The sequence below is a fragment of the Streptomyces sp. 1331.2 genome (assembly GCF_900199205.1).
GTDB lineage: Bacteria > Actinomycetota > Actinomycetes > Streptomycetales > Streptomycetaceae > Kitasatospora.
The window spans coordinates 2,607,848-2,624,341 of sequence record NZ_OBMJ01000001.1; the positions used below are offsets into that span (position 1 = coordinate 2,607,848).

At 74.7% G+C, this 16,494-nt stretch carries 13 protein-coding genes; 7 read left to right on the forward strand and 6 right to left on the reverse strand.

The features are described 5' to 3' along the window. The first annotated feature begins 214 nt into the window (after positions 1-214). The 3 genes from mce to CRP52_RS10920 all read left to right on the forward strand — a co-directional run bounded on the left by mce (position 215) and on the right by CRP52_RS10920 (position 6,906). Positions 215-697, forward strand: a complete 483-nt coding sequence (gene mce / locus CRP52_RS10910; protein WP_257032412.1) for a methylmalonyl-CoA epimerase — start codon at positions 215-217, stop codon at positions 695-697. Positions 698-1,264: 567 nt separating this feature from the next. Further along, on the forward strand, positions 1,265-5,869 hold the full coding sequence (locus CRP52_RS10915; protein WP_179852756.1) for a hypothetical protein: 4,605 nt from the start codon (positions 1,265-1,267) through the stop codon (positions 5,867-5,869). A 107-nt stretch (positions 5,870-5,976) separates the two neighbouring features. Next, positions 5,977-6,906, forward strand: a complete 930-nt coding sequence (locus CRP52_RS10920; RefSeq protein WP_030057505.1) for a cellulose-binding protein — start codon at positions 5,977-5,979, stop codon at positions 6,904-6,906. A 107-nt stretch (positions 6,907-7,013) separates the two neighbouring features. On the opposite strand, the gene CRP52_RS10925 is transcribed toward CRP52_RS10920, so the two are convergent. Further along, positions 7,014-7,334: a hypothetical protein gene (locus CRP52_RS10925; protein WP_097236216.1), complete on the reverse strand. Its 321-nt coding sequence runs from the start codon at positions 7,332-7,334 to the stop codon at positions 7,014-7,016. After that, positions 7,331-8,128: an alpha/beta fold hydrolase gene (locus tag CRP52_RS10930; RefSeq protein ID WP_097236217.1), complete on the reverse strand. Its 798-nt coding sequence runs from the start codon at positions 8,126-8,128 to the stop codon at positions 7,331-7,333. The genes CRP52_RS10925 and CRP52_RS10930 overlap by 4 nt, the downstream gene beginning before the upstream one ends. A gap of 92 nt (positions 8,129-8,220) precedes the next feature. Here CRP52_RS10930 and CRP52_RS10935 point away from each other — a divergent pair, with 92 nt between their 5' ends. Both CRP52_RS10935 and CRP52_RS10940 read left to right on the forward strand, forming a co-directional pair. Further along, positions 8,221-9,225: an ABC transporter ATP-binding protein gene (locus CRP52_RS10935; RefSeq protein WP_097236218.1), complete on the forward strand. Its 1,005-nt coding sequence runs from the start codon at positions 8,221-8,223 to the stop codon at positions 9,223-9,225. Between the two features lies 1 nt (position 9,226). After that, entirely contained in the window at positions 9,227-9,994 is a 768-nt protein-coding gene (locus tag CRP52_RS10940; RefSeq protein WP_097236219.1) for an ABC transporter permease subunit, read from the forward strand. A 19-nt stretch (positions 9,995-10,013) separates the two neighbouring features. Here the strand turns inward: CRP52_RS10940 and CRP52_RS10945 are convergent, their stop codons facing one another. Next, positions 10,014-10,337, reverse strand: coding sequence for an ATP/GTP-binding protein (locus CRP52_RS10945; RefSeq protein WP_097236220.1), 324 nt, complete (start codon positions 10,335-10,337; stop codon positions 10,014-10,016). 390 nt (positions 10,338-10,727) lie between these two features. On the opposite strand from CRP52_RS10945, the gene CRP52_RS10950 reads away from it, so the two are divergent. Next, on the forward strand, positions 10,728-11,876 hold the full coding sequence (locus CRP52_RS10950; RefSeq protein ID WP_097240001.1) for an LLM class flavin-dependent oxidoreductase: 1,149 nt from the start codon (positions 10,728-10,730) through the stop codon (positions 11,874-11,876). A gap of 103 nt (positions 11,877-11,979) precedes the next feature. Here CRP52_RS10950 and CRP52_RS10955 read toward each other — a convergent pair whose 3' ends face one another. Continuing rightward, the gene (locus CRP52_RS10955) at positions 11,980-12,372 is read right to left on the reverse strand and encodes an SCO5389 family protein (RefSeq protein ID WP_097236221.1); all 393 of its coding nucleotides are present in this window, start codon (positions 12,370-12,372) and stop codon (positions 11,980-11,982) included. Between the two features lie 480 nt (positions 12,373-12,852). Here CRP52_RS10955 and nucS point away from each other — a divergent pair, with 480 nt between their 5' ends. Beyond that, positions 12,853-13,512, forward strand: a complete 660-nt coding sequence (gene nucS / locus CRP52_RS10960) for an endonuclease NucS (protein WP_030057515.1) — start codon at positions 12,853-12,855, stop codon at positions 13,510-13,512. Positions 13,513-13,516: 4 nt separating this feature from the next. On the opposite strand, the gene CRP52_RS10965 is transcribed toward nucS, so the two are convergent. Together CRP52_RS10965 and CRP52_RS10970 are read right to left on the reverse strand one after the other, a co-directional pair. Beyond that, the gene (locus CRP52_RS10965) at positions 13,517-15,781 is read right to left on the reverse strand and encodes an ATP-binding protein (protein ID WP_097236222.1); all 2,265 of its coding nucleotides are present in this window, start codon (positions 15,779-15,781) and stop codon (positions 13,517-13,519) included. 183 nt (positions 15,782-15,964) lie between these two features. Then, on the reverse strand, positions 15,965-16,288 hold the full coding sequence (locus CRP52_RS10970; RefSeq protein ID WP_097236223.1) for an STAS domain-containing protein: 324 nt from the start codon (positions 16,286-16,288) through the stop codon (positions 15,965-15,967). Positions 16,289-16,494: the final 206 nt, after the last annotated feature.

Sequence of the window (16,494 nt, forward strand, 5' to 3'; positions counted from 1 at the left end):
AGGTGAGGATGCCGCTCAATGTACTGACCTGTTACCCGCCCGTCACCGGAGCGACGGTGTGATCGAGCGCACTGGCACCATCCAGTCAACACCGCGCCGACGCGGTCCGGGTGAACCCCGTCCGTGTGAGCAGGCTCGCACGTCCGGCACTGGCGTGGGCCGCGGGCCATGCGCTGCACTGGGTGCCACCCGCTCCCGACTCCCGGAGGTCGCCGTGCTGACCCGTATCGACCACATCGGCATCGCCTGTCGAGACCTCGACAAGACGGTCGAGTTCTACCGCGCCACCTACGGCTTCGAGGTCTTCCACTCCGAGGTCAACGAGGAGCAGGGCATCCGCGAGGCCATGCTCAGGATCAACGGGACGGACGACGGCGGCGCCTCGTACCTCCAGCTGCTGGAGCCGACCCGGCCGGACTCCACCGTCGCCAAGTGGCTGGAGAAGAACGGCGAGGGCGTGCACCACATCGCCTTCGGCACCGCGGACGTGGACGGCGACGCCGAGGCCATCCGCGGCAAGGGCATCCGGGTCCTCTACGACGAGCCGCGGATCGGCTCGATGGGTTCGCGGATCACCTTCCTGCACCCGAAGGACTGCGGCGGCGTGCTGACCGAGCTGGTCACCTCCGCGCAGAACGCCCACGACGCCGGGCACGGCACCGACGACTCCGCGCAGAGCACCGGCGAGGAGCACTGATCGTCCCCGAACCGGCCCCCCGGGTGCCGCCCGCCCCGGCGGCGCCCGACGGCCCGTCGGTCATGACCCGTCAGTAACCTGGCCGGGACAGCCGGAAAACCCCCCTGCGGCCATTCCCCCGCAGTGCGCTCCCACTACAATGCCCAAGTGCGCGAAGACTCCGGGGGACGGAGGCGACGGGCACGGCCGAAGACTGGCCTGTCCGCCCGCCGGCGGTCGGCCCGTCGCAAGGGGAGTCCATTACGCGGGCACGGCTGAACAGTCGCTAGACGGATCTGTCACCATTCTCCACAAGGCAAGAGTTCGCCCAGGAGTCCACCCGGACGGGGGAACGCGGTACCCCCGCGCTTCCGCGCCCCGGACTCCGACGACCGCGACGGGTGGCCCCGGCTTGGCAGGGGCCGTCCGGCAGCCGCGGATGCAAGGACCAGTCGGACCGGCCCCCGGAAGATCGGGAGCCCGGGACCGGCCGGGTCGAGGACGCGACCAGGAGATGGATGGGACCGCGGAGTGCGGGGCAACGACCGCTACGAGGCTGACGATCACCTCTCCCAGTTCGAGGCCGAGATGGGTCGGACTCGAAAGGAGCGGGACAAGGCAGTCGAGCATGCCGAGGACCTCGCCTACCAGGTGGAGGTGCTGCGGGCGAAGCTGCACGAGTCCCGCCGGATGCTCGCCCAGCCGCGCGCCTTCGACGCCGTCTCCGGCCAGGCCGAGCAGATGCTCCGCACCGCCGAGATGCAGGCCCAGCAGCTGCGCGCCGACGCCGAGCGCCAGCTGCGCGACTCCCAGGCCGCCACCCAGCGGATCATGGCCGAGGCCGCCGAGCGCACCGCCCGCCTGGAGGCCGAGCTCAGCGCCCGCCGCCGCCAGCTGGAGGACGAGCTCGCCGAGCTGCGCCGCACCGCCGAACAGCACGTCAACGGCTGGGCCGAACAGACCCGGGCCGGCAGCGAGCAGGAGGCCCAGCGCCTGCTGCAGGACGCCCGCGCCGAGGCCGAGCGGATGGTCGCCGCCGCCCGCGCCGAGGCCGTCGCCCTCGCCGACCAGGCCCGCGCCCAGACCGCCGCCGACGTGGACGCCGCCCGCGGCGAGGCCCAGGCCGCCGCCGAGGCCGCCCTCCAGCGGGCCCAGAACGACGCCGAGCGCCTGCTGCGCGCCGCCTCCGAGCAGGCCCAGCAGGCCGGTGCCCAGGCCGCCGCGGACGTGGACGCCGCCCGCGGCCAGGCCCAGCAGGAGCTGGCCGCCGCGCACGTCGCCGCCGAGCAGCAGCTGACCGTCGCGCACGCCGAGATCAGCCGGCTCAAGGAGCAGGCCGCCGCCGAGCAGGCCAGGGCCGAGCAGCAGCTCGCCGCCGCCAAGGCCGAGATAGAGCGGCTGCGCGCCGAGGCGATCGCCGAGGCCGAGCGCACCCGCCACGAGGCGGCCGCCCTGCGCGCACAGGCCGAGCAGGCCGCCGAACAGCTCCAGGCCGACGCCGAGGCCGCCGCCGAGCGCAAGGTCGCCGACGGCGAGGCCGCCAACGAGCAGCGTTCCCAGACCGCCCGGGCCGAGGTCGCCCGGATGGTGGCCCAGGCCACCAAGGAGGCCGACGCGATCCGCGCCGAGGCCGAGGCCGTACGCACCATGGCGGCCACCAAGCAGGCCGAGGCGGACGCCGCCAAGGCCGCCGCCGCCGAGGAGAGCGAGCGGCTGCGGGCCACCGCCGAGTCGGTCGCCACCGAGCTGCGCGCCGAGGCCGAGGCCGCGATCGCCGAACTTCGCGCCCAGGCCGAGCGGGACATCGCCGCGCTGCGCGCGCAGGCCGAAGCCGAGGCGCAGCGGCTGCGCGGCGAGGCCGAGGAGCAGGGCCGGGCAGCCGGCGCCAAGGACGCCACCGTCCACCTCGCCAAGGCCGCCAAGACCGCCGAGGAGGTGCTCGGCCGGGCCAACCAGGACGCCGAGACCACCCGCAGCGAGGCCGCCGCCGAGGCCGAGCGGATCCGCGCCGAGGCCGCCGCCGAGGCGCAGCGGCTGCGCGAGCAGGCCCAGGCCGCGGTCGAGCAGGCCCAGAACGCCGCGCTGGACGACGCCGCCGCGATCCGCGAGCGGATCGAGCAGATGCAGGACGAGGCGGCCCGGCTGCGGGCCGAGGCCGAGGAGCTGCGCGCCCAGTCCGCCGCCGAGGCCGACCGGGTCCGCAGTGACGCCCGCCGCCAGGCCGTGCTGCAGATCGAGGAGTCGGCGAAGAACGCCGAGGAACTGCTCACCAAGGCCAAGGCCGACGCGGACGAGCTGCGCGCGGGCGCGGCCGGCGAGATCGAGCGGCTGCGCGAGCAGGCCCAGGAGCAGGCCGCCGAGACCCAGGGCCGGGCCGAGCAGACCCTGGCCCGGGCCCGTACCGAGGCCGCGAAGATCACCGCCGCCGCCGAGCAGCAGAGCCAGGACGCACTCTCCGCCGCCAAGGCCGCGGCCGCCGAGAACCGCACCGCCGCCGAGCGCGAGACCGCCGAACTGCGGCGCGAGGCAACGGAGTTCGACCAGCGGGTCCGCGCCGAGGCAACCGCCGCGGCGGAGGCCCTGACCGCCGACGCACAGGCCGAGGCGACCGCCGTCCGGGACGCCGCGGTGGCGGACGCCGAGCGGGTGCGCACCGGGGCCGACACCGACGCCGCCCGGACCCGGGCCGAGGCCGAGGCGATCGCGGAGGCGCTGCGCGAGGAGAGCCGCCGCGAACGCGAGGAGGCGTCCGCCGGGCTGGACCGGGAGCGCGCGGAGACCGCCGAGCAGCTGGCCGCCGCCCGGGCCGCCCGCGAGCAGGCCGAGCAGGCCGCCGCCGAGCTGACCGAGCGTACGGCCGCCGAGACCGCCGAACTGCGGGCCCTGACCCAGCGCGAGACCACCCAGCAGCGCGAGAACGCCGAGGCCTACGCCGACCGCGTCCGCACCGAGGCCGAACAGGCCGCCGCCGAGCTCACCGAACGCACCGCCGCCGAGACCACCCAGCAGCGCGAAGCCGCCGAGGCCTACGCCGACCGCGTCCGCACCGACGCCGAGCAGGCCGCCGCGGAGCTGACCGAGCGTACGGCCGCCGAGACCGCCGAGCTGCGGGCCCTGGCCGAGCGCGAGACCACCGAGCAGCGCGAAGCCGCCGAACGGCACGCCGCCGAGGTCCGCCAGGCCGCCGACGCCTACGCCACCGAGCAGCACGAGGCCGCCGACCGGCTGCTGGAGCGCGCCGAGGCCACCGCCGAACAGCGCCGGGCCGAGGCCGCCAAGGACGCCAAGGCCGTCCGCGAGAAGGCCGCCGCCGAGCTGGCGCTGGCCAACGAGCAGGCCGAGACCGTCCGGGCCGAGGCCGGCCGCGAGCTGTCCGAGGCCCGCGCCACCGCCGACGACATCCGCGCCGAGGCCGGCGCCGAGCTGGAGCAGGCCCAGGCCGACCGCGCGGAGCTGATCGCCGCCGCCAAGGCCGAGGGTGCCGAGCTGATCGCCGTCGCCGAGGAGGAGGCCGCCGAGGTCCGCCAGTCGGTGGCCGGCATGCACGAGGCCGCCGCCGAGCAGATCGCCGGGCTCAAGGCCGCCGCCGAGCAGCAGGCCGACGAGCTCCGCGAGGCCGCCGAGCAGGCCGCTGCCGACCTGCGCGAGCTGGCCGAGCGCGAGACCACCGAGCAGCGCGAGCTCGCCGACCGCGAGACCGCCGAACAGCGCGCCGCCGCCGACGCCTACAGCGCCGACCTGCGCGCCCGCACCGAGGCGGAGACCGCCGCCCTGCGCGAGCAGACCGAGCTGGAGCTGGCCGCCGACCGCGAGGCCGCCGAGGCCGAGCTCGACCGCCGGCGCACCGAGGCCCTGGCCTACGACGAGCAGCTGCGCGCGGACGCCGAGACCGAGCTGCGCACCGCCCGGGAGGCCGCCGAGCAGCTGCGCGCCGAGGCCGAGGCGCAGGCCGCCCGTACCGTGGCCGACGCCGAGGCCCAGGCCGCCCGTACGGTCGCCGAGGCCGAGGAGCTGGCCGCCGGCCTGCGCGCCGAGGCCGAGGAGTACGCGCTCGCCACCCGCACCCTGGCCGACGAGTACGACAGCGCCACCCACGCCCGCGCCGACGCCTTCGACGCGGAGATCAGGGAGGCCGCCGAGCAGTTCGACCGGGCCACCCGCGAGCAGGCCAACTCCGTTCTGGAGAAGGCCTTCGCGGACGCCGAGGCGCTCGGCGAGGACGCCCAGACCACCGCGCTGGCCACCACCGCCGCCGCCGAGGAACAGGCCGACGCGATGGTCGCCGCCGCCCGCAAGGAGGCCGACCGGCTGGTCGCCGCCGGCGAGGCGGCCGGCCAGGCCGAGGTGGAGAAGGGCCGCTCCGACGCCGACGCCCTGCTCGCCGAGGCCCGCCGGGACGCCACCGCGATCCGCGAGCGCGCCGAGGAGCTGCGCGAGCGCACCGACGCCGAGGTGGAGGCGCTGCACGAGCGCGCCCGCAAGGAGAACGCGGCGGCCATGAAGTCGGCCGGCGAGCGGGTGGACGCGCTGGTGACGGCCGCCCAGGAGCAGCTGACCGAGGCCGAGGAGCAGGCGGTGGCCACCGTCGCCGAGGCCGAGGAGCGCGCCGCCGCCCTGGTCGCCGCCGCCGAGGACCGCGCGAACGAGCTCACCTCGGAGGCGTCCGCGGAGGCCAGCAAGGTCCGGCTCTCGGCCGTCCGCAAGGCGGAGGGCCTGCTGAAGGAGGCGGAGACCAAGCTCGCCAACTCCACCGACCGCGCCGAGGCGCTCATCGAGAAGGCCGAGGCGAAGCTGCGGTCCTCCGAGGCCGAGGCGGAGGAGCGGCTGGAGAAGGCGTCCGCCGAGGCGGAGAAGCGGCTGCTGGACGCGGACCGGGCCGCGGACGAGCAGGTCGAGCTGGCGAAGGCGGAGGCGGAGCGGCTGCTCGCCGAGGCGAAGGCGGAGGCGAAGCGGGTCACCGACGAGGGCCGGCGCGAGCTGGACGAGCTGGTGCGCCGCCGCAAGGACATCAACACCGAGATCTCCAGGGTCCAGGACGTGCTGTCCGCGCTGGAGGCATTCGAGGCACCGTCACCGGTCACTCAGGCCAACGGGGGAAGCAACACCAAGAAGGACGGGGGTGCCAAGGCCGGTGCCGGAGTTGGCTCCCCCCGATCGGGTGGCAATCGCTCCAAGAGCTCACCACCCGATTGAGCGGACATTGTCCGCGGGACAACGGCATTTCGCCGTCGACACTCCGGTACCGTGTCAGGATTCCCTCAACCACCTCAGCGGTTTGACGACAGGAAGCCCAGAACCCCATGAGCGACAGTCACTCCCCTCACGGCTTCGACCTGGTGCGCCGTGGGTACGAGCGTGCCCAGGTCGACGAGCGGATCACCAAGCTGGTGGCCGACCGTGACAGTGCCCTGACCCGGATCAGCGCGCTGGAGAAGCGCATCGAGGAGCTCCACCTGGAGACCCAGACCGCCCAGGCGGCCGTGGTCGAGCAGGAGCCCTCGTACGCCGGCCTCGGTGCCCGGGTCGAGAAGATCCTGCGACTGGCCGAGGAGGAGGCCAAGGACCTGCGCGACGAGGCGCACCGCGCCGCCGAGCAGCACCGCGAGCTCGCCGAGGCCGCCGCCCAGCAGGTCCGCACCGAGGCCGAGAACTACGCCAAGGACCGCAAGGCCAAGGCGGAGGACGAGGGCCTGCGGATCGTCGACAAGGCCAAGAGCGACGCCGCCCAGCTGCGCGCCGAGGCCAACAAGGACGCCCAGAACAAGCGCGAGGAGGCGGACGCCCTCTTCGAGGAGACCCGCACCAAGGCCGCCCAGGCCGCGCTGGAGTTCGAGACCAACCTGGCCAAGCGCCGCGAGCAGTCCGAGCGGGACCTGGCCGCCCGTCAGGCCAAGGCCGAGAAGCGCCTGGCCGAGATCGAGCACCGGGCCGAGCAGCTGCGCCTGGAGGCCGAGAAGCTGCGCACCGACGCCGAGCGCCGTGCCCGCCAGACCGTCGAGACGGCCCAGCGCCAGTCCGAGGACATCGTGGCGGACGCCAACGCCAAGGCGGACCGCATCCGCAGCGAATCCGAGCGCGAGCTGGCGGCGCTCACCAACCGCCGCGACAGCATCAACGCCCAGCTGACCAACGTCCGCGAGATGCTGGCGACGCTGACCGGCGCGGCCGTGGCCGCCGCCTCGCTGCCGAACGACGACACCATGGGCGTGCCCGCCCAGCAGTCGCGCTGACGTCCCGGCCGCACGTGCCCCTGTCTCGTGCGCAGTGACCCCGCAGCACCGCAGTACCGCAGGCCCTCACCCTCCCGGGTGAGGGCCTGCGGGCTTATCGCCCGTCACTACCTCGGGTAGGCCCCGTCCGGCCGCTGGTGCCCGCTGCTGAGCTGGTTGCCCTCGTCGTCCGAGACGGTGCCGAACCAGGAGGTGCACCAGACCGACACCGAGTCGGGCCAGTACTGCACCTCGAAGGGGTGCCCGGATCCGTGGTCGCCGTACGAGGTGACGGTGAAGGTCTCCCCCGGGCGCATCCAGTAGTCCTCGCCGAGCGGTTCGAGGGTCAGTTCGAGCAGCCCCTCGCCCCGGTTGGTCACCGGCATCCGGCCGGTCACCTCCAGTGCCGAGAAGTCCCAGGCGGCCGCGTCCTGGCTCTCCTGGCTCATCCGGCCGCCACCCGGTCCAGCAGGGCGCGGACGGCCGTGTCGAAGGCCTCGGGCGCCTCCAGGGCGCTCAGATGGCCCACTCCGGGGATGACGGTCAGTTCGGCGTCCGGACGGGCCCGCAGCATCCGTTCGGCCTCCTCCGGCGCCACCAGGGAGTCCTCGGCGCCCGTCACCACCGCGACCGGCACCCGGAGCCCGGCCAGCACGTCCAGCGAGTCCGGGCGGGCCGCCATGGCCCGCTGGGCCCAGGCGACGGCGGCCGGCGAGGCGGCGGCGACCATCGTCTGCACCCGCTCCACGAGGTGCTGCGAGTCGGGCCCGAGCTGCCCGGCCGCGACCCGCTCGTCCAGCAGCAGCTGCACACTGTCCCGCGCGGTGACGGCGGCCGCGATCCGCTCCCGGTTGGCCCGGACGGTGTCCGGGTCGGCGGTGGCGCGGGTGTTGGCCAGCAGCAGGCCGGACAGCCGCCCGGGGTGGCGGCGGGCGAGGGCCAGCGCCGCGTAGCCGCCCATGGAGAGCCCGACGACCACGGCGCGCTCGATCCCGGCGGCGTCCAGCAGCAGTGCGAGGTCGTCCGCGACGTGATCCAGCGAGGGCTCGTCGGAGCCCAGCTCGGTGCCGCCGAACCCTCGCTGGTCGGGGGCGAGCACCCGGGCCCCGGCCCCGGTCGGACCGGGCAGCGTGTCCAGCTGGGACGACCACATGGAGGCGTTCAACGGGTAGGCGTGCAGCAGCACTAGGGGTGTTCCGGTACCGCTCTCGCGGACGGACACTGCGGAGGGGAGCTCGGTCATGCGCCCACCGTATTCCGGCACGCCCGGCGGGCCCACTCAGCGGGCCGCGATATCCGGTTTGTCCTAACCTGCCAAGGAGCAAGGGAGCGCGAATGATCGAGTTGCACGACCTGACGAAACGTTACGGCAAGACGCTCGCGGTGGACCGGCTCAGCTTCACCGTGCCCCGGGGCGTGGTGACCGGCTTCCTCGGTCCCAACGGCGCCGGCAAGTCCACCACCATGCGCATGATCCTCGACCTCGACCGCCCCACCGGCGGCCGGGTCACCATCGACGGCAGGCGCTACGGGCAGCTCAGCGAGCCGCTCAAGTACATCGGCGCACTGCTGGAGGCCAAGGCCGTCCACCCCGGCCGCACCGCCCGCGACCACCTGCTCTGGCTCGCCCAGAGCAACCGCATCCCGGAGCGCCGGGTGGACGAGGTGCTCGCCCTGGTCGGCCTCACCCCGGTCGCCCGCAAGCGGGCCCGCGGCTTCTCGCTCGGCATGGGCCAGCGCCTGGGCATCGCCTCGGCCCTGCTCGGCGACCCGGAGATCGTCATGTTCGACGAGCCCGTCAACGGCCTGGACCCGGAGGGCATCCTCTGGATCCGCAACCTGATGAAGCGCCTCGCCGGCGAGGGCCGGACGGTCTTCGTCTCCTCCCACCTGATGAGCGAGATGGCCGTCACCGCCGACCACCTGGTGGTCATCGGCCGGGGCCGGCTGCTCGCCGACCTGCCGATGCCGGAGTTCATCCGGCGCAACTCCCGCTCCGCCGTACGGCTGCGCAGCCCCGAGCCGGAACGGCTCCTCGACGTCCTGGCCGCCGCAGGCCTGCGGTACGAAGCGGGCCCGGACGGCTCCTGGGAGGTGGTCGACGGCGACCTCGCCCGGCTCGGCGAACTGGCCGCGGCCAACGGCGTGGTGCTGCACGAACTCAGCCCGCAACAGGCCTCGTTGGAGGAGGCGTTCATGCAGATGACGGCCGACTCGGTGGAGTACCACGCGGGCGACGGACCGGGCCGGGACGCGGCCGGCGCGGCCGGCGTCTGGGGCGCCGGCTGGAAGGCGGACGGCGCCCGGCAGACCGCCGCGGCACGGCAGGAGGAGAACTGAGATGGCGTCCTTCCCGGCGATCCTGCGCTCCGAGTGGACGAAGATCCGCAGCGTCCGCTCGACGGTCTGGACGCTCGCGCTGACCTTCGTCGTCACCGTCGGCATCGGCGCGCTGCTGTCCCTGCTCACCAACAACAACTTCACCGAGTTCCGCCGCAACGAGCAGACCCCGTTCGACGCCACCGGCACGGCCTTCGCCGGCATCATGCTCGGCGAGCTCGCCATCATCGTCTTCGGCGTGCTGGCGATCGGCAACGAGTACAGCAGCGGCATGATCCGGGTCACCCTGGCCGCTGTCCCCCAGCGCGCGACCCTGCTCGGCGGCAAGGCCGCGGTGCTCGGCGCGCTCGCCCTGGTGGTCTCGCTGGTGACGGCCTTCGTCACCTTCTTCGTCGGCCAGGCGCTGCTCGGCTCGCACTCCACCACCCTCGGCGAACCGCACGTGCTGCGCGCGGTCTTCGGCGCCGCGCTGTACCTGACGATGCTCTGCCTGTTCTCGGCGGGCGTCACCACCATGCTGCACAACCAGACGCTGGCACTCGGCGTGCTGGTGCCGTTCTTCTTCCTGCTCTCGCCGATCCTCTCGGCGGTGCCGAAGGTCAAGACCCTGGCCCACTACTTCCCCGACTACGCGGGCTCGCGGATGCTGCTGGTGTACGAGCAGCACGGCCAGCCCTACGGGCCGTGGCCCGGCTTCCTGATCTGCCTCGCCTGGACGGCCGCAGCCCTGGCCGGCGGCGCGCTGGTGCTCAAGAAGCGGGACGCGTAAGGGAGTCGGTAACAGGCCGTCAGTACCGCGGAGCGCCGCGGCCTCGCAGCACGTTGGAGGCCCGGCGCTCCCGCGCTCCCCAGCAGGCCCGGTGCCAGTGCCGCCGGTCGTCCACCCCCGCGCCGTGCATCGGCCAGGCCACCACGTGGCCCATGCCCGGCGGGATCTCCTGGTCGCAGCCCGGGCAGCGGTAGGACCGTCCGGACGTCCCGGCGACCGTCTGGACCACCCAGTCGTCGCCCTGATAGCTCTCCGTGCGGCGCAGCGAACCGCCGAGCGGGGCGGTCGGCTCGATGCTCTCCTGGGGGGCGGCGCTCTTGATCCGGTTACGGCGCGGCGACACGGCGGACTGCCTCTCTTCCGGGGGCTCTCGGTCGTTCCAGCCTACGGCCGCCCGGCCTCCCGTTCGGCCACTATCACGGCTCCGTCGGGCGCTCCGGTGTTTTTGCCGAGATCCACCCGATCATCGGGGAAATTCGGGTCTCCGCGTGCCATTGGCACATGACATCGGATACCCACAGGGGGAGAGGCGGGGCCCGCAGACCCTGCGCGCACCCGAGGAGGCCCAAGGATGACCAAGACCAGTGCCCGTGCCGAGACCCGTCGACCCGTCGGGGTCCGGCCGCCCGCGTCCGGGCCGTCGCTGACCTCCGTCCCCCCGGTGACGGCCGTCGCGGGCGAGCCACTGCCCACGGCCCAGCGCGCCGGGACACGGCCGGCCGACACCGCGCCGGTGCGGGTCGGCCTGTTCCTGCTGTCCGCGCAGTTCCCCGGGCAGAGCCACGGCGAGGCGCTGGAGCGCACCGTCCACTCCGCCGTCGAGGCCGAACGCGCAGGCCTGGACAGCGTCTGGCTGGCCGAGCACCACTTCGTGCCGTACGGGGTCTGCCCGGACGCCGCCACGCTGGCCGGGCTGCTGCTCGGCCGTACCCGCAGGATCGGCGTCGGCACCGCGGTCAGCGTGCTCTCCACCCGCCACCCGGTGGCCCTCGGCGAGCAGGCCGCGCTGCTGCACCTCACCTCCGGTGGGCGCTTCACGCTCGGGGTCGGCCGCGGCGGGCCGTGGATCGACCTGGACGTGTTCGGCGACGGCGTGGACGCCTTCGAGCACGGCTTCCCGGAGCGGCTGGACCTGCTGCTGCGCTGGCTGCGCGGCTCCCGGGTGGGCGCGGACGGCCCCCAGTTCTCCTTCCCCGAGGTGGCGGTGGTCCCACGGGCCACCGAACCGGTGCGGCGGCCCGCCCTGAGCAGCTGGCTCGGCCTCGGCGAGCGTCCCGGCACGGTGCGCTTCCCGCGCCAGCGCCAGGACGAGGACGGCCTCGGCGAGGAGCTCACCGTCACCGGACGGCCGGTGGCCGGTCCGCCCGTGGTGGTCGCCTGCACCTCCCCCGGCGGGGTCAGGCTGGCCGCCGAGCGCGGCCTGCCGATGCTGCTCGGCATGCACTCCGGGGACGAGGACAAGCTGCGGATGCTGGAGCTGTACCGCACCGCCTGGCTGGCCGCCGGGCGCAGCGAGGAACAGCTGCGCCGGGTGAGCCGGCGGCACGTCGCCGCCGGGGTGGCGCAGGTCGACGACCGCGCCGCGGCGGCCCGCTCCACCCTGCTGAACGCGATGCCCGGCTGGTTCGACCTCGGGCTGGGCGCGCACCGCACCGTGGACGGCCGCGAGCGCAAGATGCGTGACGCGCGCCAGTACACCGAACTCCTCTGCGACCTGCACGCGGTGGGCACCCCGCGGCAGTGCGCCGACCGGCTGCTGGCCACCGCCGAGCGGACCGGTATCCGCCGCTTCGCGCTGCTCGCCGAGGGCAGCGGCGACCAGGACGCGACCCTGCACAACATCGCCCGGCTCGGCTCCGAGGTGCTGCCGCAACTGGCGTGACCGCGACCGGGGCAATGGCGGCCGGGGCGACCGCAACGCCGCCGCCCCCTCCCCCGCAACCGGGGGACGGGGGCGGCCGGCGCCGTGGCGGTGGTACCGCCGTTCAGCAGTCCCGCAGTTCCTCGGACTGGTTGAGCAGCTGCTCCCGGACGGAGGTGAAGCGCGTGTACCGCGCTTCGTTGGCCTCCGACGGCAGGAACACCGCCACCCGGTGACAGTTCTGGAAGGCCAGCTGCACCCCGAAGTGGCGCTGCAGGGCGCCCCGGATGGCGTCGCTGGCCAGGGCGCGCAGCAGCTGGCCACGGGCCTGCTCGCTGGGCGGCGGCACGTGGTTGTCGGCGAAGTCGGTGCCGTCGACCTTCGCCTGGGCGACCAGCGAGCTGATCAGGTCCCAGGCGTAGGGCAGGGAGACGCGGACGCAGTCGACGAATTCCCGCTCGTCGACCTCGCCCCGCTCAGCCTTCTCCAGCAGGGCCGGTGAGACGTCGAGCGACATGGATTCTCCTCTCGCGGTCCACCCGCGCGGCGCCCGGGTGGTCGTGCGTAGTCCAAGCTCAGGTGAGGGTGGGCGACATCGTGTGGGGTGTCCGGAACGCCGTGGGACAGGCGTTTCCGGCACCTTCGCGACCAGCCGCTGCGGCACGGGACGTGACGTCCCGAACACCGACAGCGCTCAGAACAGCGTGGCAGTCAACGGCGGAACAGGCCGGTCGTTCCTGTGGATTGCTTCGGAATTACGCCGTGGTGAACCAGATTGGCCGGATCCTGTCGGATCGTTCATCTGAAGTCTCCGTCCCCGTTGACAACGATCCCGCAAGCGTGCCGTCACACACCGTAGCGACCCGAGGGGATGGGCGCCAGACCCCGACGGAGGGAGCGGAACCGCTGAACCTCCATGTTCGCGGGGTTCGCGCTTTCTTCACCCCGTCGTCGCGGAATCGCATCAACTGGCCCCGGTGGGCTAGCGTGGTCGACCGTGCGTCTCGTAATTGCCCGCTGCTCAGTCGACTATGCCGGTCGGCTCTCCGCCCATCTGCCCTCCGCCACCAGGCTCATCCTGGTCAAGGCCGACGGCAGCGTCAGCATCCACGCCGACGACCGCGCCTACAAGCCGCTCAACTGGATGTCCCCGCCGTGCGCCCTGAAGGAGGCCGACGGGGTCTGGACGGTGGAGAACAAGGCCGGCGAGAAGCTCATCATCACGCTGGAGGAGGTGCTGCACGACTCCTCCCACGAACTCGGGGTGGACCCGGGCCTGATCAAGGACGGCGTCGAGGCGCACCTGCAGGAGCTGCTCGCGGACCGGATGGAGGTGCTCGGCGCCGGCTGGTCGCTCATCCGCCGCGAGTACCCGACCGCGATCGGCCCGGTCGACATCCTCTGCCGCGACTCCGACGGCGCCACGGTGGCCGTCGAGATCAAGCGCCGCGGTGAGATCGACGGCGTCGAGCAGCTCACCCGCTACCTCGAACTCCTCAACCGGGACCCGCTGTTGGCCCCGGTCAAGGGCGTCTTCGCCGCGCAGGAGATCAAGCCCCAGGCCCGCGTGCTGGCCACCGACCGGGGCATCGGCTGCGTGGTCCTGGACTACGACGAGCTGCGCGGCATCGACGACGACAAGCTCAAGCTGTTCTGACCGGTCAGGTCCCGGAGGTCGAGGTGGCCGTCCCGCTCGGGGTCGTCGGCGTCGCGGAGGGCGACGTCGTCGGGTTGCTCGGGGTCGGCACCGGACTCGTGGACTGGCTCGGCGCCGTCTTCGTCGGCTGCGGCCAGGTCGGCTGAGGCTGCCCCGGCTGCGGCGCCGGCGGCTGCGGCTGGCCCGGTGCGGGCGGCTGCGGCTGCTGCGGGGCCTGCGACTCGGTCGCCCCCGGCGAGGAGCTCGGCTTCTTCGACGCCGTGGCGCTCGGCGAACGCGACGCGCTGCCGCTCGCCGAGGGCTCCGCGCTGCCGCTCTGCGCCGCCGGGCTGCCCGGCACCGTGCCGGGCGCGGCCGGGCCGGTGCCGCTGCCGGAGGGCTGCGGGAACGGCGCGTCCTGGGCGCTGCCGTCGTCCAGCCGGCCACTGTGCGGGTCCTTGCCGGTACGGTCCTGCGGCCCGCTGAAGCTCATCGCCACCGCCGTCCCGAGCACCCCGAGGGTCAGGACGGCCGTGGAGACCACGACCACCCGGCGCCGCCGGCTGGACTTCAGCCGGGCCGGCACTCGGGCCGCGATCTTGCGGATGACCGGCCGGCTGGGCGCCGCGGCGGGCGCGGCGGGCGGCAGCTGCCGTCCGTCGGCGCGCAGCAGGTCGAGCATCCGGCGCGCGGAGGCGACCCCGCGCTGCTCCCCCGCGGTCGCCCGCAGGGTCAGTGCCGTCTCCAGCTCCGCGACGGCCCGGGACGGCTGCTGGACACAGAACGCGTGCACGGCCGCCTCGTGATGGAACCAGGCCTGGTCGATCGGCGAGCCGGCCCGGCGGGCCGCCTCCAGGCCGAGCTGCAGCACCCGCTCCCAGGCGCCCCAGCGCAGTGCCAGCGCCAGTGCCGGCGCCGCCGCGCGGGCGAGCTTGACCACCGCCTCGTGGCGTCCGGCGTCCCGGTCGGCGAGCAGGACGCCGATCAGTACCTCGGCCTCGGCGGCGATCTGCTCCAGCGTCACCGAGCTGTGCCCGACCCACCAGGCGAAATGCTGGGCGGCGCCGTCGACGCAGCCGAGCGGCGGCCAGTGCGGGGCGAGCAGTTCGAGCGCGCCGGCGGTCAGCCGGTGGTGCCCGCCGATGGACACCGCCAGCCCGGCGTCGGCGAGTTCGGCGAGGGCGGCCTCGCCCTGGCCGACGTCGATCAACGCGGGCAGGTGCGGCGCGGTGGGGCACTCGCCGCCGAGCGCGACGGCGAGCCGCAGCACGGCCCGCGCGGGCTCGCTCAGCCCCTCGGCGAGGCGGACGGCGGGCGAGGCGGTCTCGGCGACGGAGGGCAGCGGGACGGTGCGGCGCAACGCGTCCTCGCGGATCGCCGGGTCGGCGTCGCGGACGGGCTCCTCGACCGCGCCGAAGACGTCCATCCGGTCGTCCTCGGCGGCGACCAGCGCGTCCACCGAGACGTCCCGCTGGCGCAGCAGGGCGGCGGCCTGGACGAAGCGCAGCGGCAGGCCCTCGGACTCGAACCAGAGGTCCACCGCCCAGGCCTTCTCGGCGACGTCCAGCGGCCGTCCGGCCAGCCGGCCGGTGAGGGCGAGGCACGCGGAGCGGGAGAGCCCGGCGACGAGGTGGTCCTGCATCCGGGAGCCGGCCGCCGGCGGCGGGCTGCCCGGGGCGACGGACACCAGGAAGGCGCAGCCGGGGGCGGTGGCGAGCAGGTGCTCCAGTTCGGCGCCGGAGGGCTCGGCCTCGTCGATCACGACGACCGCGGCGACCTCGGCGAGGTGGGCGGCCAGCTGCGCCGGATCGGGCCGGAAGCCGGGGGCGTGGTGGGTGGCGGCGAAGAGGTCCTGGAGCAGGTCGGCGGCGGTGCGGCGGTGGCCGCAGAGCTGGACGACTCCGCCGGGGGCGAGGTCGGCGGCGGCCTCGGCGACGGCCGACAGCAGCGCGCTGCGGCCCGAGCCGGCCTGGCCGACCAGGCGTATCGAGCGGCCCTCGGCGAGCAGGCCGAGCAGTTCGGCGATGTCGGCCTCGCGGTCCAGCAGCGGCAGGTCGGCGGGTCCGGCGCCGAGCGCGAGCGGGCCGACGGCCCGGCCGACGCCGCCGACCGGGCCGCGGGCGGGCTCGCTGCGTCCGATCCGGCGCGGGCGGGGCCGCCACTCCTCGGGGCAGGGCCGGGCCTCCGAGCCCTCCGGGGCGCCGACCCCCACCAGCAGGGCGCCGGAGACCAGTTCACCGCCGCGGGTGCGGACCGCCTCCTGCCGGAACTCCCCGGATGGCTGTGCCACGTTCTGCTCCGCATCGTGCTCGGCCGCCGGCGCTCCGCACCGACCGGCTGACGTCCCGGTCGCGGCCGCGGGCGGTCTCGGGGCCTGTCGCCGTCTTCTGACGGGCAGACTCTCGCACATCCGGGCCCGCCCGTGCAGGGCGGACCGGGGCCGGAGACCGGTGGGCGGCGCTGACCAGGAACGTTACAGCGCGACTCCGTGCGCCTCGGCGATGCCGCCGTCCACGGCGAGGATGCGGTGCAGCTTGGTGGCGACCAGCAGCCGCTGGAGCTGGGCCGGGACTGAGCGCAGCACCAGGCGCCGGCCGATCCGGCCGGCCCGCCGGTGGGTGCCCATGATCACGCCGAGGCCGGTGGCGTCCCAGAACTCCAGCCGGGCGAGGTCGAGTACGAGGTCGCCGAAGCCGCCGTCCACGGCCTGGTGCAGTCGGGCCCGCGCGTCGGCAGCGGTGCGCACGTCGAGGCGGCCTTCGATGGCCAGCGCCCTGTGGTCGCCGGTGATGCGCATGCTCTCCTCCTTCGCCTGGACGGCCTGTGCGGGGCGGGTCCGCCCCGGCCGTACCGGGTGCGGGAGCGGGGGGCGTTCCGGGCGGGCCGTGGCCCTGACACCCGGACCCGGTCGGAATGCCGGGTTCCCTCATCTGACGGTGTACCGGCTCCGCAGGTTGCTGGTTCCGGCCGGATCTGAAGCAACTTCACTCGTCCGAGGGAATA